Origin of the sequence: Granulicatella adiacens ATCC 49175 (assembly GCF_025150565.1) — a bacterium.
Classification (GTDB): Bacteria; Bacillota; Bacilli; order Lactobacillales; family Aerococcaceae; genus Granulicatella; species Granulicatella adiacens.
Genome location: NZ_CP102283.1, coordinates 526090 through 547657, shown reverse-complemented (window position 1 = coordinate 547657; position 21568 = coordinate 526090). Strand labels below are relative to the sequence as shown.

General features: G+C 39.1%; 15 protein-coding genes, 2 tRNA genes and 1 rRNA gene. 3 read left to right on the top strand and 15 right to left on the bottom strand.

The features are described 5' to 3' along the window. Window positions 1-148: 148 nt before the first annotated feature. From NQ540_RS02795 to NQ540_RS02755, 9 genes are all read right to left on the bottom strand, one after another. Window positions 149-221 (bottom strand) — tRNA-Ala (locus NQ540_RS02795). A gap of 14 nt (window positions 222-235) precedes the next feature. Beyond that, window positions 236-309, bottom strand: a tRNA-Ile gene (locus tag NQ540_RS02790). Window positions 310-430: 121 nt separating this feature from the next. Further along, window positions 431-1980, bottom strand: a 16S ribosomal RNA gene (locus tag NQ540_RS02785). Between the two features lie 377 nt (window positions 1981-2357). Next, entirely contained in the window at window positions 2358-3869 is a 1512-nt protein-coding gene (locus NQ540_RS02780; protein WP_005607089.1) for a phosphohexomutase domain-containing protein, read from the bottom strand. Between the two features lie 134 nt (window positions 3870-4003). Next, window positions 4004-4543, bottom strand: a complete 540-nt coding sequence (gene ntdP, locus NQ540_RS02775; RefSeq protein ID WP_039849260.1) for a nucleoside tri-diphosphate phosphatase — start codon at window positions 4541-4543, stop codon at window positions 4004-4006. Between the two features lie 130 nt (window positions 4544-4673). After that, the gene (gene mutY / locus NQ540_RS02770) at window positions 4674-5846 is read right to left on the bottom strand and encodes an A/G-specific adenine glycosylase (protein WP_005607092.1); all 1173 of its coding nucleotides are present in this window, start codon (window positions 5844-5846) and stop codon (window positions 4674-4676) included. Beyond that, the gene (locus NQ540_RS02765) at window positions 5837-6652 is read right to left on the bottom strand and encodes a regulatory protein RecX (RefSeq protein WP_005607094.1); all 816 of its coding nucleotides are present in this window, start codon (window positions 6650-6652) and stop codon (window positions 5837-5839) included. Before NQ540_RS02765 ends, mutY begins: the two co-directional genes overlap by 10 nt. Window positions 6653-6778: 126 nt before the next feature. Further along, window positions 6779-9436, bottom strand: coding sequence for a cation-translocating P-type ATPase (locus tag NQ540_RS02760; protein ID WP_005607096.1), 2658 nt, complete (start codon window positions 9434-9436; stop codon window positions 6779-6781). Between the two features lie 241 nt (window positions 9437-9677). Next, window positions 9678-10901, bottom strand: a complete 1224-nt coding sequence (locus NQ540_RS02755; RefSeq protein WP_005607097.1) for an aminotransferase-like domain-containing protein — start codon at window positions 10899-10901, stop codon at window positions 9678-9680. A 100-nt stretch (window positions 10902-11001) separates the two neighbouring features. Here NQ540_RS02755 and NQ540_RS02750 point away from each other — a divergent pair, with 100 nt between their 5' ends. Together NQ540_RS02750 and NQ540_RS02745 are read left to right on the top strand one after the other, a co-directional pair. Continuing rightward, the gene (locus NQ540_RS02750) at window positions 11002-11850 is read left to right on the top strand and encodes a pyridoxamine kinase (protein WP_005607099.1); all 849 of its coding nucleotides are present in this window, start codon (window positions 11002-11004) and stop codon (window positions 11848-11850) included. Beyond that, entirely contained in the window at window positions 11847-12392 is a 546-nt protein-coding gene (locus tag NQ540_RS02745; RefSeq protein WP_005607101.1) for an ECF transporter S component, read from the top strand. The genes NQ540_RS02750 and NQ540_RS02745 overlap by 4 nt, the downstream gene beginning before the upstream one ends. A gap of 86 nt (window positions 12393-12478) precedes the next feature. On the opposite strand, the gene NQ540_RS02740 is transcribed toward NQ540_RS02745, so the two are convergent. The 6 genes from NQ540_RS02740 to NQ540_RS02715 all read right to left on the bottom strand — a co-directional run bounded on the left by NQ540_RS02740 (window position 12479) and on the right by NQ540_RS02715 (window position 19774). Continuing rightward, entirely contained in the window at window positions 12479-12772 is a 294-nt protein-coding gene (locus tag NQ540_RS02740) for a hypothetical protein (protein WP_005607103.1), read from the bottom strand. A gap of 577 nt (window positions 12773-13349) precedes the next feature. Continuing rightward, window positions 13350-14357, bottom strand: a complete 1008-nt coding sequence (galE, locus tag NQ540_RS02735) for a UDP-glucose 4-epimerase GalE (protein WP_005607105.1) — start codon at window positions 14355-14357, stop codon at window positions 13350-13352. A 15-nt stretch (window positions 14358-14372) separates the two neighbouring features. Then, window positions 14373-15146, bottom strand: coding sequence for a type I methionyl aminopeptidase (gene map, locus NQ540_RS02730; protein ID WP_005607106.1), 774 nt, complete (start codon window positions 15144-15146; stop codon window positions 14373-14375). Between the two features lie 196 nt (window positions 15147-15342). Then, complete coding sequence (locus NQ540_RS02725) at window positions 15343-16056, bottom strand: LPXTG cell wall anchor domain-containing protein (RefSeq protein ID WP_005607108.1); 714 nt, start codon at window positions 16054-16056, stop codon at window positions 15343-15345. Window positions 16057-16239: 183 nt separating this feature from the next. Then, window positions 16240-18045 carry an ABC transporter ATP-binding protein gene (locus NQ540_RS02720; RefSeq protein WP_005607111.1) on the bottom strand — a complete coding sequence of 602 codons (1806 nt, stop codon included), beginning with the start codon at window positions 18043-18045 and terminating at the stop codon, window positions 16240-16242. Continuing rightward, window positions 18038-19774 carry an ABC transporter ATP-binding protein gene (locus tag NQ540_RS02715; protein ID WP_005607112.1) on the bottom strand — a complete coding sequence of 579 codons (1737 nt, stop codon included), beginning with the start codon at window positions 19772-19774 and terminating at the stop codon, window positions 18038-18040. The genes NQ540_RS02720 and NQ540_RS02715 overlap by 8 nt, the downstream gene beginning before the upstream one ends. Before the next feature lie 302 nt (window positions 19775-20076). Here NQ540_RS02715 and thrC point away from each other — a divergent pair, with 302 nt between their 5' ends. Continuing rightward, on the top strand, window positions 20077-21567 hold the full coding sequence (gene thrC, locus NQ540_RS02710; RefSeq protein WP_039849190.1) for a threonine synthase: 1491 nt from the start codon (window positions 20077-20079) through the stop codon (window positions 21565-21567). Window position 21568: the final 1 nt, after the last annotated feature.

Here is a 21568-nt window from a genome sequence, read left to right as displayed (position 1 = left end):
GTTGGTTAAATGTCGCATAGCGTTGCGTTTTGTTAAAAAACTCTTTTCGTTAGATGTTACTCTAACGCTCGGTAAATTAATTGGTTATTTGTTGTGATATAGTATTCAGTTTTCAAAGAACAAAATTCTCTGCTATTTGTAACAGATATGGAGACTAGCGGGATCGAACCGCTGACCTCCTGCGTGCAAAGCAGGCGCTCTCCCAGCTGAGCTAAGCCCCCTAAATTCAAACTAATGGGCCTAAATGGACTCGAACCATCGACCTCACGCTTATCAGGCGTGCGCTCTAACCAGCTGAGCTATAGGCCCTTGTTCGCATTTAGAACTTTTGTTTTGAGAGATGAACCTCTCAAAACTAAACAAAGAAGTCTAAACCCTGTAGGGTTCCGTATTACCTTCAATACCTTACGGCACTGAGGTTTATCCTTAGAAAGGAGGTGATCCAGCCGCACCTTCCGATACGGCTACCTTGTTACGACTTCACCCCAATCATCTATCCCACCTTAGGCGGCTGGCTCCAAATGGTTACCTCACCGACTTTGGGTGTTACAAACTCTCGTGGTGTGACGGGCGGTGTGTACAAGACCCGGGAACGTATTCACCGCGGCGTGCTGATCCGCGATTACTAGCGATTCCGGCTTCATGTAGGCGAGTTGCAGCCTACAATCCGAACTGAGAATGGCTTTAAGAGATTCGCTTACCCTCGCGAGTTCGCTGCTCGTTGTACCATCCATTGTAGCACGTGTGTAGCCCAAGTCATAAGGGGCATGATGATTTGACGTCATCCCCACCTTCCTCCGGTTTGTCACCGGCAGTCTCACTAGAGTGCCCAACCGAATGCTGGCAACTAGTAATAAGGGTTGCGCTCGTTGCGGGACTTAACCCAACATCTCACGACACGAGCTGACGACAACCATGCACCACCTGTCACTTTGTCCCCGAAGGGAAAGCTCTATCTCTAGAGTGGTCAAAGGATGTCAAGACTTGGTAAGGTTCTTCGCGTTGCTTCGAATTAAACCACATGCTCCACCGCTTGTGCGGGTCCCCGTCAATTCCTTTGAGTTTCAACCTTGCGGTCGTACTCCCCAGGCGGAGTGCTTAATGCGTTAACTGCAGCACTGAAGGGCGGAAACCCTCCAACACTTAGCACTCATCGTTTACGGCGTGGACTACCAGGGTATCTAATCCTGTTTGCTACCCACGCTTTCGAGCCTCAGCGTCAGTTACAGACCAGAGAGTCGCCTTCGCCACTGGTGTTCCTCCATATATCTACGCATTTCACCGCTACACATGGAATTCCACTCTCCTCTTCTGCACTCAAGTTCCCCAGTTTCCAATGACCCTCCCCGGTTGAGCCGGGGGCTTTCACATCAGACTTAAGGAACCGCCTGCGCTCGCTTTACGCCCAATAAATCCGGACAACGCTTGCCACCTACGTATTACCGCGGCTGCTGGCACGTAGTTAGCCGTGGCTTTCTGGTTAGATACCGTCAAGGCGCTAACAGTTACTCTAGCACTTGTTCTTCTCTAACAACAGAGTTTTACGATCCGAAAACCTTCTTCACTCACGCGGCGTTGCTCCGTCAGACTTGCGTCCATTGCGGAAGATTCCCTACTGCTGCCTCCCGTAGGAGTTTGGGCCGTGTCTCAGTCCCAATGTGGCCGATCACCCTCTCAGGTCGGCTATGCATCACGGCCTTGGTGAGCCGTTACCTCACCAACTAGCTAATGCACCGCGGGTCCATCCATCAGCAGAAGCTTGCGCCTCTTTTCCTCTTCAAACCATGCGATTCGAAGACCTATGCGGTTTTAGCATCCGTTTCCGGATGTTATCCCCCTCTGATGGGCAGGTTACCCACGTGTTACTCACCCGTTCGCCACTAGATTGACCAGTGCAAGCACCGGTCGCTCTCGTTCGACTTGCATGTATTAGGCACGCCGCCAGCGTTCGTCCTGAGCCAGGATCAAACTCTCATGAAAAATTTGAATTTTCATGAGCTTTAAAAAGCTCATTTTAATTACTGACTTATTGTATCTCTTTAAGAGATAAGAAATTGTTGTTTCTTCATTCAATTGAATGAAGTCCCTACACATTTGGTTCGTCTTCTTTGTTCAGTTTTCAAAGGTCAATCGTTGTTTTTCAACAACTTCTATATCCTATCATAGGACATTTTTACTGTCAACAGTTTTTATTCAACTTTTTCAAAGTTTTTTGGAACTGTTTTAAAAGCGAACGTTCGCTTCACAGTGATATTAATTTATCATATTCAGATTTGGTTTGCAACTGAAAAGATATACTTTTTATAAAAAAATAATACAGTTCACAAAAAATGCAAACTGTATCTTTTTAATCATTATTATAACAATGCTTCTAGTCTATTCCGATTGAGTTCTGGATAGCGATTCAAAATTTTATTTATCGTTTTAAGAATCTTAGTTTGATACCCCACCATATCATTTTCTATTTGTAATACTAAAAGTGGCTCATGTAGACTCATCCGTAAAAGAAGCCATCCATCTCCATATTCCCCTTTAAAGTCAATTCGAACTCCTTCTTCATTTTCGAGATTTACTACCCAGTCTTTCGGAATCCAATTAGGGAAATCTTTGATTACTTCTAACCCTGTAGCTTTGAAATCTTTAGTTTCAATCTTAAAACGAACTTCTACAACTTCTTTAGGTTGGACTAGCTTTTTAATTAATGAATCTAAGGTTTCCCCTTTAGCAACCAATCTAGGAAGCAACATTAATATTTTTGCGACCACATACGCTCCATCATCTAAAAAGTAATTCTCTTTGAACGCAGCATGACCACTAGTTTCAATCGCAAGCTGACAATCAGTTCCTTGATTATTTAATTCTATTGCTTTGTTTATAACATTACGATAACCCGATATATATCGATATTGATGCCCACCTAACTTCATAATGAATTTCTTCAAGTGTTCAGTTGTAGGAGAATTCGTTACTATTGTTGTTCCAGGATGCTCGCTTATCACAATCACACTTAAAACAGCAATTAAATTATTTCTATTGAGAAGTTCCCCACTTCCTGTTACAACCGCAGCTCTATCCACATCTGTATCAAAAATCACACCATAATCAGCATTTACCGCTAGTACTTGTTTCTTAATACTTTCCATTGCTTCTTTATTATCTGGGTTCGGAATATGATTTGGGAAAGTTCCATCTGGATCTAAGAATTGTGAGCCTTCCGTTTTAGCACCTAGTTCTTCTAGTACACTTTTTGCAAAGAAGCCTCCTGCTCCATTCCCAGCATCGACTATAATATGTAATCCTTCAAGCGGTTTTTCTTTTTCGCTCTGACTTCCCTTACGAATCAACTCCACTAAATGACGACTGTATCGTTCAAAAATACTTTTTACTTCTATAGTAGAAACTGATTCTTGTGGTAGTTCTTCCTTTTCATCCACCAATGCAATAATATCACGAATATCACTGGACTCTAATCCGCCCTCACGCGTGAAAAATTTCAGTCCATTGTAATAGTATGGTAAATGACTCGCAGTAAACATCACTGTCGCATCGCAGTTAAATTCTTCAAATTGAGTCGCCATAAACATACTTGGAGTCGTTGCCATTTCAAAATCAATTACGTGAACTCCAAAAGCCGATAAAACTTTAATAAATTCTTTTGTTAACTCCGGTCCACTAATACGACTATCACGACCGATTCCAACAATTAATTCCGAAATATTTTTAGACGGATACCGTTTCTGTAACCATTTCACGAAAGCACTCGCAATTAAACAACTTTCTTCTACTGTCAATGTTGCATCAAACTCTTCTGTCGCAATAGCAATACCGCGAATATCTGAACTCAGTTGTAACTCTTTGATTTTTGACATGGGAACTCCTCCTTCACTATAGTTTTATTTTACCAAAAGCGCTAATGCATTAATAGAAGGTTTCCAAAAAATTATCCTAGATAACAAAAAAGCAAGCAGCCTTTGCTACTTGCTTCTAACTCAGCTATCATGAGTTATGATTTACGATAGGTTAATTGAATATATCTTTCATACCATAAATCGACATATTCTGGTGAGAACGGCCCTTTTTTATTATTAATCCAATCCACAAGAATTTCTACATTCGCCTTTAGGATTTGATCAATTTCTTTCGAATAGTGCATTTGACGGCGATGTAATTCATACTCATCGACATCAAGCAATCGTTTTTCGCCATCTGGGAAAATCTTAATATCTAAATCATAATCGATATATTTCAACGCCTCAGCATCCAATACATAAGGCGATGCAAGATTACAATAATAAGATATCCCCTTTTGACGAATCATCGTCACAATATTAAACCAATAATGTTTATGATAATAAAGTAACGCTGGCTCCCTCGTCAACCATCTTCTTCCGTCGGACTCAGTCACAAGAGTATGATCATTACAAGCGATAATAGCTTGATCGCTTGTCTTCAAAATCATGCTATCGCGCCAAGTGCGATGAAGACTACCATCATGTTTATAACTCTTGACAGTGATGAATTCTCCTTCTCTGGGATTGTGCACCACTATATCCAACTTTCTGTATCTATTTAAGAGATAACTCTTAGTGTTTTTCAAATCATTAGTAGTATAGCATATTTCTACCATTCTGTGAACAAAAAACAGTACAGCGATGCGATTTCAGCTCATTCATTTATAAAAGCTCTTGTCCGACTAAAATCTCGCACATTTTCCCTTGAACTCTTGATTGAGGCAGAAGTTTCATCTCTTCTTTAGTAACCCACTTTAGAGTTCTAGATGAATTATTCTTCACCTCACCTAATGCGCTCGCATATTGCAATTCAATATCCCATCTTTGATGACTGAAAATATGCTTGACCGATTTAGGAAGTAGTCGAATCGGTGTTAATTTCATTCTATACAGACTTTCGAATTGCACTTCTAATGGTATATTCTGATTGATTTCATAATTTGAAGATTCTTCTAGCACGCCCTCAAATAGATCAATCGATTCTCCAATTGTGCTGAAATCACGAATCAACGGAAAATGCCAAAAGCCACTGAGTAAATCCGCTTGTGTATTTTTTTCAACTAAAAATCTTCCTTGCTCATCTTGAACCACAAAGGCTCTCCATTTCATCGGAGTTGGTTTTTTCTTAGGTTTTTTAATTGGATAAATATGCATCGTTCCATTTAAATATGCCGCACTGAAATCCTTCACCGGACTTTCTTCTGGACGAGGATTCACTGGAGATTCGATATCGGAACCTAAATCCATCAGAGCCTGATTAAAATCTCCAGGTCTGTCAGGGTCAATAAGAATTTCAGCAATTTCTTGGAAAGCCCATCGATTACTTGGGTTTCCAATATCTAAATTCACTTCAAACAGTCTACTAATGACTCGCATCAAATTTCCATCAACGGCTGGTTCTGGCAACCCGAATGCAATACTTGCAATCGCTCCAGCAGTATAAGGACCTATCCCTTTTAACGATAGGATTCCGTCATAAGTATTTGGAAATTCTCCACCAAACTCTTCCATCACTTGAATGGCTGCCTTTTGCATATTACGTACTCGTGAGTAATATCCAAGTCCTTCCCAGCATTTTAATAACGTCTCTTCAGGAGCTTCAGCCAAATCTTTTATAGTTGGAAAAGTCGCTAGAAAACGCTCGTAATATGGAATTACTGTATCCACTCTTGTTTGTTGAAGCATGATTTCGCTCACCCAAATGAAATATGGATTTTGCGTTCTTCTCCACGGTAAATCTCGTTTTTCTTTATCATACCAATCTAGTAGCGCCCGTCTAAAACGCTTAATTTTCTTCTCGTCCCACATTTTTACGCCAATTCCGGCTAAATCCATTCTTCTTTCTCCATTTCAAATTGCGCGATAGCTTGTTCAATCACACTGGAAGTAAATCCTTTTTGATACAACTTCCCTTTGATTTGATACCATAGCGCTGATTCAGTATCTTCATATTTTTTGGCGATACGTCGGTAAATAGTTGCAATCTCCTTTATTGCCAATTCTGCTTCCATCTCATTTTGAGCTTCAAACGATAGAAACGGAACTACTTCTTCAGCAATTTCTTTCGAATATCCTTTTTGCATCACGAATCCTTTTACCTTTTGCTTTGCTACTTTAGTAGTAATTCTTTTTTGTCCTTTCAAATACGCCTGCGCAATTTGAATCGCATTTTCGAGCTGCTCTTTTAGAGAATAGCCTTCGAGAACGGTTTGAATGACTTTGTCACTAATCCCCTTCTTCTGTAAATCAAAAACGACAGACTTCGGCCCTTTGAATGTGACAAACTTTGCCTGATTCAAATAGCTTTCAGCATAAAACGTATCATTAATAAAGTTCTGTTCATGTAACTTTCCAAGAACTTCATTAATAATAACGTCATCGAATTCCAATTTTTCTAATTTTTCATAGACTTCCTTCGTCGAACGAAGCTTGAAGTTTAAAAAGTGTAATGCTTTTTGATAGGCTTGCTGAATACAATCATCATGCTGAATTTCTTCAATTTGTTCTTTTGTCAGTTCGGTCCCTTTAAATAAGGCATACTTTACAACTGTTGCCTCATCTACACCAAAGGCAAAAGCATCATTCAAATAAATATTGTAACGCCCTTTTTTCTTCTGCGCCTCAATTTTTGTAATGACCATATCCCCACACTCCAATCTACTTAAAATATTTTAGCAAAATACACAGATGAATAAAAGTTTAACTCTCTAATCTACTTTCATATACGAAAAAGGCTCACTAATAGTGAGCCTTATTGAGTCAATTAATTAATCTTTATCCATCCCCATTGCGCGCATAATTGCTTTAGCAATTTCAACGATTGGAACAATTGAGAATGCTGAGCCAACTACAAACAACCATTGACCCGCTGTTAGAGTTGCTACATCAAACACCGTTGTTAATCCAGGAATGACCATTACACTTAACAGCATTACTGCTGATAATAGGATTGCGTAGTTAAACATCTTGTTTTTGAACGCCCCAACTTCGCCAAGTGATTTGTACACTGACTTCACGTTGAACGCATGGAACAATTGGATTAAACCTAATGTTGCAAACGCCATTGTTTCCCCAACTGGGTTCCCCCAATTAGCGATATGAGTTGCATACCAGAATACAAATAATGTAATTCCGCCTTCGAAGAAACCTTGGTAGAAGATACTTGGTAACACACCGTTTGATAAGAAGTTCGAACTCTTACCGCGTGGTGGGTGATTCATAATATCCGCTTCCGCTTCTTCAAGACCTAAAGCAATCGCTGGGAACACGTCTGTTACTAAGTTGATCCATAAAATATGGATTGGTTCTAGAATGGACCAACCAGCCATTGTCGCAACAAACATTGTCATTACTTCACCGAAGTTTGCAGATAGCAAGTATTGAACAGCTTTTTGGATATTCGAGAATACTTTACGTCCTTCTTCAACAGCTACTACGATTGTTTCGAAGTTGTCATCGGCAAGTACCATATCTGAAGCGCCTTTAGAAACTTCAGTACCTGTAATCCCCATACCAACACCGATATCGGCTTGTTTAAGTGAAGGAGCATCGTTAACTCCATCCCCAGTCATCGAAACAACTTTACCATTCTTTTGCCAAGCTTTTACGATACGAACTTTATGTTCTGGAGATACTCGAGCATATACAGAGTACGTTTCAACCGTACGTTCTAATTCTTCATCAGAAATATCGTTTAATTCGCCACCAGTTAATACTCCGTCTTCTTGATCTGGACGAAGAATCCCTAAACGTTTTGCAATCGCTTGGGCTGTATCACGGTGGTCCCCAGTAATCATGATTGTACGGATACCAGCTGATTGCGCTACTTTAATCGCAGCCGCTGCTTCTTTACGTTCTGGGTCAATCATCCCTACTAAACCGGAAAAGATTAAATCATGTTCGATTGAATCTGTGTCGATGGTTTCAGGAAGAGTATCAATCACTTTATATGCCATCGCTAACACACGAAGAGCTTGAGTGGCCATTTCTTTGTTTAATTTCATTAATGTTGTGCGGTCATCTTCAGTGAATGCAGAAACTTCACCATGTTTTTCAATCTTAGTCACACGTTCTAATAACATATCTGGAGCACCTTTAGTTGCAACCAAGTATTTGCCGTCTTCTAATTGATGGATCGTTGTCATTAATTTACGAGTTGAATCGAATGGAACTTCCGCAACACGTGGAATGTTTACTAACTCTTCACGTACATCATACTTTTTATCAAGACCGTATTGAACCATCGCTGTTTCAGTTGGGTCCCCTAATAATGAATTGTCTTGAGAAATCTTAGTATCGTTGGCTAAGTTCATTACACGAAGCGCCATGTTGTCCTTAGAAATTTCTTCTGACGCATCATGAATTTCGTTGTCATAAACCATTTTTTCAACCGTCATTTGGTTGAGTGTCAACGTTCCTGTTTTATCGGAGCAGATAATTTCAACTCCACCTAATGTTTCAACCGCTGGCAATTTACGAACAAGCGCGTTACGTTGCGCCATTTTTTGAGTTCCTAATGCAAGGATAATTGTAGAAATCGCTGGTAACCCTTCTGGAATTGCAGCAACGGCAATCGCAATCGCTGTTAATAACATATGAGTCCATTCATTTCCTCTAAGCATCCCTACTACGAAGATAATAACAGCAATCACTAAAATCATGATTGTTAGCCATTTACCAAGAGCATCTTGATTTTCTTGAAGTGGTGTTTTACCTTCTTCAGTGTTTGCTAACATATTAGCGATTTTACCAACTTCTGTATTCATACCAGTACTTGTAACCACACCAACAGCACGGCCGTAAGTTACGTTTGTACTTGAGAACGCCATATTTGTACGATCTCCAATTCCTACTTCATCGCCTGTAGGAATCACTAAGTCTTTATCAACAGGAACAGATTCCCCTGTTAAAGCAGACTCTTCAATTTTCACAGTGTTTACTTCGAATAAACGCATATCCGCTGGCACGACATCCCCAGCTTCAAGGATAACGATGTCTCCGACTACGATATCTTCCCCTTTAACGTGTTCCACATGTCCATCACGTAAAACACTTGCTACAGGTGAAGCCATTTTCTTCAACGCTTCGATAGCTTCTTCAGCTTTTGATTCTTGGAATACCCCTAGAATAGCATTCAGTAAGACAACTGCTAAAATGATAACGGCATCTGTCGGATCTGGTTCACCACTATGAGCAAACATCGAAACAACCGCAGCGACTAAAAGCACTAAAATCATGAAATCTTTAAATTGATCCACAAATTTTTCTAAAAGTGATTTTTTCTTACCTTCCTGTAATGTGTTTGCGCCGTATTTTTCAAGTCTAGAAGCAACTTCTTGTGAACTTAATCCAGCAGGGCTAGATTGAACTTCGTTAAAAACTTCCTCCACTGACTGTAAATATACGGGTTTTGTTTGTTGTTCCAACAAAATACACTCCTTTTCTTTTTCTATAAAAAGAGAGACTTATGCCCATCATCCTTTTGATAATAAACATAAGTCTCACTGTTCAAGATAATACCAGCGAGAATTCGCTTGCTGTTGATATTATCGCAACGATTGGTTGCCAGTTACTCCCTTATAGAGATCGATTATTGTTGTAGTTACTATACCAAATAAGTGTGAGATTTGCAAATTTTTTAGATAAATTGTTAACCTTTCTTTTTACCTAAATTTCGCGGATTTTAGCCAAATCCAACCGTTCCAATGCCGGTGCATTTTTCGAGATAAAGTAATCATCAAGCACTTTAGCTTTCAGATTCATCGCTTGTAACTTTTCATCCATCATCGGCGTTTTCTTAAACACCCATTGCGTCCCATGAAGGATTCCTTCACTGACACCTGATGTCAGAAGCCACTTCTTAGCACGCTTACTTTTTTCGATATATTTTTCAACCATTTCTTTACGATGCTTCGCGAACATTCCATTTTCAATGAAGAGCGTAAATGTTTTTTGCATCATCACATTCGAATCGTAATCCATCCATTGCTTTCTCATTGAAAAAGCTTCTACCAATTCTTTGGGCAAGACAACAATCCCTATTTTCAAGGCTGAAAACAAAATAGATGAAAAGGATTTTACATAAATAACTCGTCCATCCATATCGTAATAATGAAGTGGTGTTGCATTCCCCTCTACAAAGTCTGCCATATAATCATCTTCAATAATATATACAGAGTAACGTCTCGCCAGTTCTACAATTTTTTTCTTGGTGCCTTCGCTGTAACTTCCACCTAGCGGATTATGAAACCTAGAAATCGTATAGAATAGTGAAAACTCTCCACTCGCGAATAATTTTTCTAATCGGTCTAAATCAATTTCACCATCCATCTGCCGTTCAATCGTTTCGTACGGAATATTCAAATGCTTCACCAATTCATTCATTCGTGCATAAGTCGGTTGTTCGAGCAACACCTTTTTCCCTTGAATCATCTGTAACAAAATATAGAGTGCTTGTTGAGTTCCAGTCGTGATAACTAGTTGCTCCTTCGCAGCATATACCCCATACTCTTCTAAAATAGGCATTAACGCATGAATCAATTCATCCATCCCAGAAGCTTGCTCTTTTTTAGTTAATTTTAGATCATGCGCACTAGCAAGCGATTGATTAAAGCAGATACGCAAGTCCTCAATCGGAAGTTGTGAATAGTCTTCTTCAAATTCCTTCAACGGTTTCGGCTCAGAATTCTTTAATACATAATAGCCACTTTTTTCGACCGCATAAATAAAACTTTCATCTTTTAGACTACGTAAGGCTCGTTGTACCGTATCCTTATTAACCCCGTATCGAGAAACTAATTCTCGAATTGAGGGAAGTTTATCTCCTTTTTGAAGATTCCCAATTAATATTTCCTCTTTTAATAACTGAGCTAATTGCTGGTATTGATACATGACACACCTCCACTGTACCGGTACAGTTTGTTTTCATCTCTATTGTATCCTCACCTGTCCCGTTTTACAATACAGATACATTGAAACTCGAGGAATAGATATGAAAAAAATATTAATCGCAAACGACTTGCCAGGAATTGGCAAAGTTGCACTCGCACCCGCTATCCCGATTTTCGCTTGTTGTCAGATTGAAACGATTCTACTGCCTACAGTACTTCTTTCATCTCATACCGGCGGATTCAATAATATCGCGATTGCGGAGCAAACAGAATTTATGAGGCAGTCCCTTTACCAATGGGAGCATCTGGAATTAAAACCAGATGCTGTTTTGACAGGATACTTCCGAAACACAGAACAAATTGAATTAATGGTCGATAACATTGAAAAACTGCCAGAGTCTACGAAAATTTTTATCGATCCAATCATGGGGGATAACGGAAAACTGTATAGCGGATTTACAAAAGAACATGTTGAAGCCATGAGAAAACTCATTCAAAAAGCTGATGTGATTTATCCAAATATTACAGAAGCCTGTCTTTTGACAGATACGCCCTATCCAAAAGGAAAAATCACGATGGACTTTACAAGAGAGTTAGCTAAGAAACTAGCCGAACTTGGGCCAGCGTCCATCATTATTACTGGATGTCCTGATAATGAGAAAGTTACAGGCGTTCAGCTATATTATAAAGAATCGGATTCATTTTTTGATTTTTATATAGCAAAATACCCGCATCATTTTTACGGTACAGGTGATACACTAGCCGCTCTAACAACTGCGTGCATCCTTCAAGACATGACCGTGGAAGAAGCCCTATCGTTCACACTTAAATTCATCGACGAAGTGCTTCAACTGAGCAGCCAACAACCTGAACGAATTCCATTTGGTCTTCCAATCGAGAAAAAACTTGGAATGCTAACCACAAAATTTACTACTGAGGTGTCATTATGAAAAATACAGATTTAAGAGATTTAGTTCAAACAAGCTTATTCGCAGCTTTAATTTTTTTAGGTATTAGTGTCTTTAGAATTCAAATACCATTTTCCACACAATTCGTTCATTTTGGGAATGCACTTGTTGTTGTTGGATGTTTATTATTTGGAACAAAACAAGGAGCCTTCGCTGCAACCATCGGGCTTGGAGTCTTTGATATCTTAAATGGTTATGCTGCCGTTGTCTGGGAAACCATTCTTGAATCATTAATTGTCTGCTTAGTCATCCATCTTGTTTACGAAAAAGCATTAAAGAAAGATGACAAAATTAGAAACATCATCTTAATTGGTATTTTAGCAGCCCTCACAAAAATAATTGTGAATATTATTAAATATACATTTTTACGTGGAGTGATCGTGGGAGGTCTCGCCTTAGCTCCAGCCTTTATTCAAGCCATCAATAAGATTACAGGGACTTTCGGTTCAGCCGCCCTTACTATTATTGCAGTTCCAATCATATATCCACTTTTTAAAGAAGCCTTAAAACGTGTAAAAAGATAAACAAAACAGCTATTACGAACTCAATCGTAATAGCTGTTTCTTTTTTATCACCACAGAGGAGTATTAGAAATATATAGATTCTCCTGTCAGCGGTCTAATAAATAATTAGCAATAATTTTTAACGCTGACTCTATACTATCATTGACTTCTTTTCTTGTCTCAAAGTCATCATCCCAATAATAGATGTCCGACAACCCTCCATGAGGCGGAAATAACGACTTGTACACATCTAACTTTTCTCTTTCATCAAGAATTCCATTTGCATCTAGAAATCCCTTTAAATTCATCAAAGTTTTAATTTGTGGATTCACATCTTCTATTTGATATTGGTTAATTATTTCCAATAAATGATCAATTGCATTAATTACTCCTTCTGACATCGCTATTCTCCCTTGATTACTTTTCTCTATTTTACCATAGTAAACTTCTCTTTTTCACCATGGAAGAAGGTTACCAGAAAAAGTCTAAGCACCATTTCCCTTTCCGCGACAGAAGGTTACTAGAAAAATAGTGAAAATCAAATAAAACTCCTCGGAGTTATTGTGGCAATAGTAGGGAATTATAACCAATGTGAATTAGGGAGAGTTGCGATTATTCGCTACTCTCCCTTTGAAGCTTGGTAGGTTTGAGACCTTAGGCTCAAACCGTTATCCTACTATTCTTGCCACAATAACAACTCCGACAAACTCTTAGCACTCTTCTCTTTCCCTCCACAGAGGACTATTAGAATCCCCCTTGTTTGTATTCAAAAGAAAGAACTCCTTGGAGTTATTATGGCAATGGTAGGAAATCATAACCAATGTGAATTAGGGAGAGTTGCGATGATTCGCTACTCTCCCTTTGAAGCTTGGTAAGCTTGAGACCTTAGGCTCAAGCTGGTATCCTACCATTTCTGCCATAATAACAACTCCAAAGGAGTTCTTGCTATTAATCTAGTCTTAATAATACAAAGGGATTCTAATAGCCCTCTGGATTTTTCTTTTGCCAGTTCCATGAGTCGCGAACCATATCGTTCAAGTTCTTTTCTGTTACCCATCCTAGCACTTCTTTTGCTTTAGACGCATCCGCATAACAAGTTGCGATATCCCCTGCACGACGAGGTGCAATTTTATAAGGAATATCCACTTCATTTTCTGCGATAAATGCTTTTACTAAATCTAATACACTGTATCCAATACCAGTTCCTAAGTTAAAGACTTTTGCACCTTTTTGAGCCGCATTGTTTTTAACTGCAAGTACGTGCCCACGAGCTAAATCAACAACGTGGATGTAATCACGAACTCCAGTCCCATCATGTGTATCGTAGTCGTCACCAAATACACTTAAGAATTCGCGTTTACCAACAGCCACTTGAGTGATGTATGGCATTAAGTTGTTTGGAATTCCGTTTGGAGCTTCTCCAATCAATCCACTTTCATGCGCTCCGATTGGGTTGAAGTAACGTAAATTTGTGACAGACCAGTTGCTATCTGAGAAAGCAACATCATTTAAGATTTGTTCAAGCATCACTTTTGTATAACCATAAGGGTTTGTTGCGCTTGTTGGCATTTCTTCTTTAAAAGGAACTACGTTGTTCATACCATATACAGTTGCACTTGAGCTGAACACGATATCCTTCACGTTAAATTGACGCATTACGTCTAATAACACTAATGTTCCTGTGATGTTGTTGTGATAGTATTCTAAAGGTTTTTCAACAGACTCTCCCACAGCCTTGAACCCTGCAAAATGAATCACTGAATCGATGTTTTCTTTTTCAAAAACTGTTACTAGGAAATCACGATCAAGAATGTCTCCTTCATATAGCGGGAAATCTTTTCCTGTGATTGTTTTTAAACGGTTCAATACTTCTGGTGAGCTATTTGAAAAGTTGTCGACAATAACAACGTCAAATCCAGCTTTGTCTAATTCGATTACTGTATGAGAACCGATATATCCTGCTCCACCTGTTACTAAAATTGCCATGTTTACTTCCTCCCCTTAGTTCAACACGTCTTCTGCGTGATCTTTTTGTAACGTCAAAATACGTGGACCATCTTTTGTAATGGCTAATGTATGTTCAAATTGGCAGCTTAACCCACCATCTAATGTATGAGCAGTCCACCCATTACTTTCCATTTCCGCTTTCCAAGTTCCAGTATTCACCATTGGTTCAATGGTAATAACCATTCCTTCTTTTAAGCGAAGACCTTTTCCTGGTTCACCGTAGTGAGGTACTGCTGGGCTTTCGTGAATCGTTGGCCCAATTCCATGTCCGATAAAATCACGAACAACAGATAATCCTTCACTTTCTACATAAGTTTGGATTGCGTGTCCAATATCTCCAATACGATTTCCAACTTTTGCTTGTTGAATTCCTAAGTATAGAGCTTTCTTTGTCACTTCATATAAGTGGTCAATTTCTGGAGTACTTTCGCCAACAATATAGCTCCAGCATGAATCTGATAGGGCTCCTTTTAACTCTACACAGAAGTCTACTTTTACTAAGTCGCCTGATTTTAATGGCTTGCGACGTGGAAAACCGTGACAAATCTCATCATTGATACTTTGACACGTTGCGTATTTATACCCTTCATAGCCAATTTGAGGAGCAGATCCTCCTGCTTCTTCAATTTTTCTTTGGACAAATTGATCGATATCCCAAGTAGTGACACCAGGTTTAATAAAATCACGAAGTTGAACATGAATTGAAGCTAAAAGCGCTCCAGATTCTTCCATTGCATCAATTTCGCGTTTTGATTTTAATGTAATCATGAAATAAACTCATCCTTTCTAACAAAAGCAATTATAGCATATAAAATAAAATAAAGAATAGTTATTTAAACAAGTTTTAACTAGATGTACAACTAAATCTTCCAACCCAACTTTTCCACTAAAATTTTTTCGTTTCAAACTACTGAAAGCCTCTAACAAAAAAACACCGCCTCATTGCGGCGATGTCTTAAATGAATTATTGTGGTGGTCTAGAACCTCTACCTGGCGGGAATGGTCTAGGTGTAATACTTGTTGTTGTCTCAGTTGAAGGATCTTCAGCTACAGGAGAAGCAGTCGTTGGTGCTTCTGTTGTTGGAGCCTCAGTAGTTTGTACTGTAGTAGTTGTTTCTGCAGTTGTTGTTTCTGCAGTTGTTGTTTCTGCAGTTGTTGTTTCTGCAGTTGTTGTTTCAACAGTAACTTCTTCATCTGATTCTGAGGATGCAGTTTCTGTTGTTGCTTCGACTAATACGTTCTCTCTAATATAACCAATATATTTATAACAACTTTCTTCCTGCGTAAATTCTGATGCAGAAATAGTTGCGCTTGTAGCCAAAGCTCCAGATAATACTAATCCGATTGTTAATACTATATTTTTATGTTTTTTATTAGAAAACACAAAATATCCTGCACTAGTCAACACGAGCACCCCTAAAGTCATAAAAATGATATTAGAATTCGTTCCTGTATTTGGTAATGTTGCAGGTAATTGACAAGCCCCTTTATCATATGCATAAACAAGCAAAATACGATCCTGGTTTCCTAACTCCGTATACTCGCCTTTTTGGATATTTGCTTTTTGAATCTCTGTAAGATTCGAGAAGTTTACTTTTTGAATTTCTTCTGCAAAAACATTGTTCGTGAAATATCCAAACCAGCCTAACAACAGTGCAACAATGAATAAAAATTTCATTTTTTTCAACGCAAATCAGCTCCTTAAAATTCATCACAATAATTATACATCTTTTCTTCATAAAGTTCAATACTTATTATTTTTGTATGAATTTTGTTTGAATTGTTTTTCGGATATTAACGCTTATAAAAAGCCTTTAATCCTAAGATTAAAGGCTTTTTACAAAATATTTTCTGAATCAAATTAATCCAATTCAATTTGACCTGTATAGAGTTTGTAGTAAACACCATGTTTTTCCATTAAACTTTCATGGTCTCCGCGTTCGATAATTTCACCATGATCCATTACCATAATCACATCGGCATTACGAATCGTAGATAAACGGTGCGCAATTACAAATGATGTGCGCCCTTCCATCAATTGGTCCATACCACGTGAAATTAGCGCTTCAGTATGGCTATCGATTGAGCTTGTTGCTTCATCTAGAATCAATACTTTAGGGTTAGCAACGGCAGCACGTGCAATCGCAAGTAATTGACGTTGACCTTGAGACAAGCCTTCGCCATCCCCTGTAATTTCTGTTTGATATCCTTGAGGCAGACGTTTGATAAAGCTGTGGGCATTGGCTAATTTCGCCGCTTTAATGACTTCATCATCAGTTGCATCTAAATTACCATAGCGAATATTATCCGCAATTGTTCCAGTAAATAAATGCGTGTCTTGCAATACAATCGAAATTGTCTTACGTAAGTCATCTTTCTTAATCTTTGTTACTGGAATCTCATCAAAAGTAATCACACCAGAATCAATCTCATAGAAACGGTTGATTAAGTTCGTAATCGTTGTTTTACCAGCACCAGTCGCCCCTACAAAGGCTACCTTTAATCCTGGTTCAGCCCAAACATTGATATCTTTTAAGATACGCACACCTGGCACATATCCAAAGTCAACATTGTGTAGTTGAATATTTCCGACAACCGGAATACGTTTGTCGCCATCCACCCAGTACCATTGATTTGGATCGCGTTGGTCCAGAGTAACCGTTCCTTCGTCGAGTTCAGGTTCTTCACGAAGGATGGCAAAGATACGTTCTGCCCCCGCCATCGCACTAAGAAGTACGTTCATTTGTTGAGACATTTGACCAAGTGGTTGTGCGAAAGTTCTTGAGAATTGTAGGAATGAGGCAAGTCCTCCAATATCCATCGCGTTAATAATCACTAAGTATCCCCCAACTGCTGCAGTAATCGCATAGTTCACATAACTGATGTTCCCTAAGATTGGGAACATGATACTTGAATAGAATTGTGCGTTATTGGCAGCTTCTTGAAGTTCAATGTTGAGTTTATTGAATTCATCAAGCACTTTATGCTCGTGGTTAAATACTTTAACGACTTTTTGCCCTTCAATATGCTCTTCCACGAATCCATTCACTTGTCCAAGAATCGCTTGTTGCGCAGCGAATTGTTTTCCTGACTTCGCCCCTAGTTGTTTCACAATTTGGAACATCAAGAATACCATCGCAATCAGAAGCACTGTTAAGATTGGTGAAAGGATGACCATCATCACAAACGTCAATACTAATTGAAGCGTTGAACTGATAATCATTAACATACTGTTGTTAAAAGCGTTTTGAATATTTTCAAAGTCGTTTGTAAAACGAGACATTAAGTCCCCATGCTTATTCGTATCAAAGAAACGAATTGGCAATCCTTGAATATGATTGAATAAATCTGAACGCATTTTCTCGATAGTATTTTGTCCAACTGTGACCATTAAACGCGCAGAGAAGTAGCTGGCTGTTGCTCCAAGCATATAAACAATCGCGATAAAACCAAGCATTTTCGCCAATCCTGCTAAATCCCCTGTTTCAATAAAATCATTGATTAATGGACGAATCGCATACGTTCCGATAATTCCAGAAGCACTTGAAATGATTAAGCAGACTACAACAACTGCAAGAGTCATCTTACTCTTCCATAAATACCCCCATAAGTCTGCCAAAGTTTGCTTCATGTTTTCTGGACGTTTTGGTCCTTTAATTTTACTCATCTCCTTTGGCTCCTTTCATTTGGGTTTCATAAATATCACGATACAAGTCGTTTGTTTCCATTAACTCTTCGTGAGTTCCTAGTCCGTTTACTTTACCATCATCTAACACAAGAATATTGTCTGCTCCTTGAATAGATGAAATACGTTGGGCAATAATGATGACCGTTGTATCTGGTAAATGGTTGAAGAACGCTTCACGGATTTTCGAGTCAGTCGCTGTATCAACCGCTGATGTTGAATCGTCTAAGATTAACACGGCTGGTTTACGTAGCATTGCTCGAGCAATTGTTAGACGTTGTTTTTGTCCTCCTGAGAAGTTTGAACCACCTTGTTCTACACGAGTATCGTATCCATCTGGCATTTCCATAATGAAGTCATGTGCTTGTGCATGTTTGGCCGCTTGAATCATCTCTTCTTCTGTGGCGTCCGGATTTCCCCATAAGAGGTTCTCACGAATCGTTCCAGAGAATAACGTATTCTTTTGTAATACCATAGATACGTTTTGACGAAGGTCTGCAAAACGATACTCGCGAACATCATGTCCGCCCACGCGAACAGTCCCTGCTGTAGTGTCATAGAGTCGAGGAATCAACTGTACAAGAGAAGATTTTCCAGAACCGGTTGGCCCGATAATTCCAAATACTTCACCTGGTTTAATCTTGAAGTTGATGTTGCTTAACACTTCTTCATCTTGTTGTTTTCCATATGAGAAATGAACATGGTCGAACTCCACTTCACCATAAACTTTATCAACCGTAATTGGGTATTCTGGTTCTTCCACATCGATGTTTGTATCCAATACTTCGAAGATACGATCCATAGAAGCTTTTGTCATTGTCAACATCACGAACACGAATGAAATCATCATGAGGGACATCAAGATTTGTGTGATATAAGAAATGAAACTGATAAGGTCTCCTGTTGTCATCGTTCCACTGATAACAAGACCACCCCCAAACCACATCACAGCAATTGTTACCGCATAAATCGTTAACTGCATGATTGGGTTATTCCACATTACGACATACATCGCATGTAAGGCACGTTCTCTAAATGTAGAGTTTTCTTTACCGAATTTTTTCTTCTCAAATGTTTCACGTACGAATGATTTTACAACGCGAATTCCGATAAAGTTTTCTTGTAGTGTACGGTTAATGCCGTCTGTTGCTTGTTGTAATTTTCTAAAGCGAGGAAAGGCTGTAGAAATGATAAGGGCTAGCGATAACACTAAGATTGGTACAGCGACCATGAAGACAAGTGATAATTGTGCATTGATGCTTACTGCAAAGAAGATGGCGAAGATAAACATCATTGGCGCACGCGCTAAAATACGCATTGTCATAATGGCTGTATTTTGAATGTTGTTCACGTCACTTGTCATACGCGTAATCAAAGAAGCATTTGAGAAGTGATCGATGTTTTTAAATGAGAAAGCCTGAATTTTCTTCATTTCAGCAGAACGTAACTCTGCGGCAACTCCAGTGCCCGCAATCGATGCAAATTTCGCACCAAGAACTCCAGCTGAAAGAGATACAATCGCTACAAGAATCATAACGAACCCTTGTTGCATAATAAAGCCTAAGTCTTTATTTGGAATCCCTTCGTCGATAACTTGCTTCATAATAATCGGTTGCGCTACTTCACAGAGCACCTCGATTAAAATGGCAAAAAACGCTAAGAAAGGATATTTTTTATACTTACTAAAAAACGGAAGAATCTGTTTTAGCATTTTTTCACTCCTTTTTATGATTTTTGATAATAAAAAACTGCCTCTGGGCACACGCCAAAGACAAGCATTCTGCTAAGAATTACTAAAATAAGTTTATCAAGCTTTGACTAGGTTTTCAAATGAAATCCTTTATTTTTTAACTGAATTTTCATTTTATTTTAAGGGAATTCTTTCTTTTCAAAAAAACAAAAATAGAATCTCCAATCGAATGTTTTTCATAGATAGTAGCTCAGTGTTTTGTGTTTGCACCGCGATTTATGGTACAATGAGCCAAACGAAATTTTAGAAAGCGAGGGACTCAAGTGTCCACAATCCAATACATTAGTACACGAGACACAAACAATCGCGTGACCGCTTCTCAAGCCATTCTAAAAGGAATCGCTGAAGACGGCGGATTATACGTACCAACTACCCTCCCAGAAGTGACTTTGGACTGGGAAGTGTTACAAAATCAAAGCTATCAAGAAATTGCCATTGAAATTTTATCTGCATTTTTAACAGATTTTACAAAAGAAGAAATCACAGCCTGCGTACATTCAGCATATGATACAACGTTTGATACAAAAGAAATCGCACCTGTGAAAAAAGTCGGCGACCGTCATTTCATGGAACTCTTCCACGGAAGAACTATCGCCTTCAAGGATATGGCACTATCCATCTTGCCGTACCTTCTCACAACTGCTGCTAAGAAAAACAAGTCTGACAAAGAAATCGTGATTCTAACAGCGACCTCAGGAGACACTGGTAAAGCGGCCCTTGCAGGATTTGCGAACGTTCCTCATACAAACATAATCGTCTTCTATCCAAAAGGCGGCGTAAGTACAATCCAAGAACGCCAAATGGTCACACAAGCAGGCGATAACACATTTGTTTATGGAGTAGAAGGAAACTTCGATGACGCGCAAACAAAAGTCAAAGAGTTATTTGCGGATAAAGAATTAAATGCTACTCTTGCAGAAAAAGGATTCCAATTCTCTTCTGCAAACTCCATCAACATTGGACGTCTTTGCCCACAAATCGTGTACTACGTATTCGCGTATGCACAATTAGTGAAAGACGGCACTCTAGCAATTGGCGATCCAATGAACGTTGTGGTTCCAACGGGTAACTTCGGTAACATCCTAGCAGCCTACTACGCAAAAGGAATCGGTGTGCCAATCAACAAACTCATCTGCGCTTCAAATGAAAACGATGTGCTTGTTGATTTCTTCCAAACTGGAACATACAATCGACTACGCGAATTTAAATTAACAAGTTCTCCAAGTATGGATATCCTCGTTTCAAGTAACCTTGAGCGTTTCGTCTTCGAATTAACAGGACGTAGCTCGGACACAACGAACGCACTAATGACTTCCCTAAAAGAAAACGGAAGCTACTCTGTTCCAAATACAGATACGGCTCTCTTTAAGCAATTTTACGGAAACCGTGCAAGCCAAGAAGAAACGGCTCAAACGATTCATGATGTATTTAAGAGTGAGCATTACTTATTAGATCCACACACTGCGGTCGCAGATGCTGTGTATGCGAAATATAAAAAAGAAACAGAAGACGCAACTCCTACAGTGGTAGTATCGACTGCTAGTCCATACAAATTCCCACAAAGCGTACTTTCAGCACTAGACGTGGATACGAATCAATCCGACGCAGAACTGATGAACGCGATTCAACAAGAAAGTGGCATTGCCATTCCAACAGCTGTAACAAGTGTATTGGATGCCCCAATCCGTCATACAAAAGTTCTTTCAATCGAAGGCATGAAACAATCAGTACTTGATTCCTTAAACATTCAATAAA

Bases quoted from the DNA above. Each gene is read 5' to 3' on its own strand.
- NQ540_RS02780 (WP_005607089.1), bottom strand. From the start codon at position 3,869: ATGTCAAAAATCAAAGAGTTACAACTGAGTTCAGATATTCGCGGTATT.
- mutY (WP_005607092.1), bottom strand. From the start codon at position 5,846: ATGGATTTAGCCGGAATTGGCGTAAAAATGTGGGACGAGAAGAAAATT.
- NQ540_RS02765 (WP_005607094.1), bottom strand. From the start codon at position 6,652: ATGGTCATTACAAAAATTGAGGCGCAGAAGAAAAAAGGGCGTTACAAT.
- NQ540_RS02755 (WP_005607097.1), bottom strand. From the start codon at position 10,901: ATGTATCAATACCAGCAATTAGCTCAGTTATTAAAAGAGGAAATATTA.
- NQ540_RS02750 (WP_005607099.1), top strand. From the start codon at position 11,002: ATGAAAAAAATATTAATCGCAAACGACTTGCCAGGAATTGGCAAAGTT.
- NQ540_RS02745 (WP_005607101.1), top strand. From the start codon at position 11,847: ATGAAAAATACAGATTTAAGAGATTTAGTTCAAACAAGCTTATTCGCA.
- NQ540_RS02740 (WP_005607103.1), bottom strand. From the start codon at position 12,772: ATGTCAGAAGGAGTAATTAATGCAATTGATCATTTATTGGAAATAATT.
- galE (WP_005607105.1), bottom strand. From the start codon at position 14,357: ATGGCAATTTTAGTAACAGGTGGAGCAGGATATATCGGTTCTCATACA.
- map (WP_005607106.1), bottom strand. From the start codon at position 15,146: ATGATTACATTAAAATCAAAACGCGAAATTGATGCAATGGAAGAATCT.
- NQ540_RS02725 (WP_005607108.1), bottom strand. From the start codon at position 16,056: ATGAAATTTTTATTCATTGTTGCACTGTTGTTAGGCTGGTTTGGATAT.
- NQ540_RS02720 (WP_005607111.1), bottom strand. From the start codon at position 18,045: ATGAGTAAAATTAAAGGACCAAAACGTCCAGAAAACATGAAGCAAACT.
- NQ540_RS02715 (WP_005607112.1), bottom strand. From the start codon at position 19,774: ATGCTAAAACAGATTCTTCCGTTTTTTAGTAAGTATAAAAAATATCCT.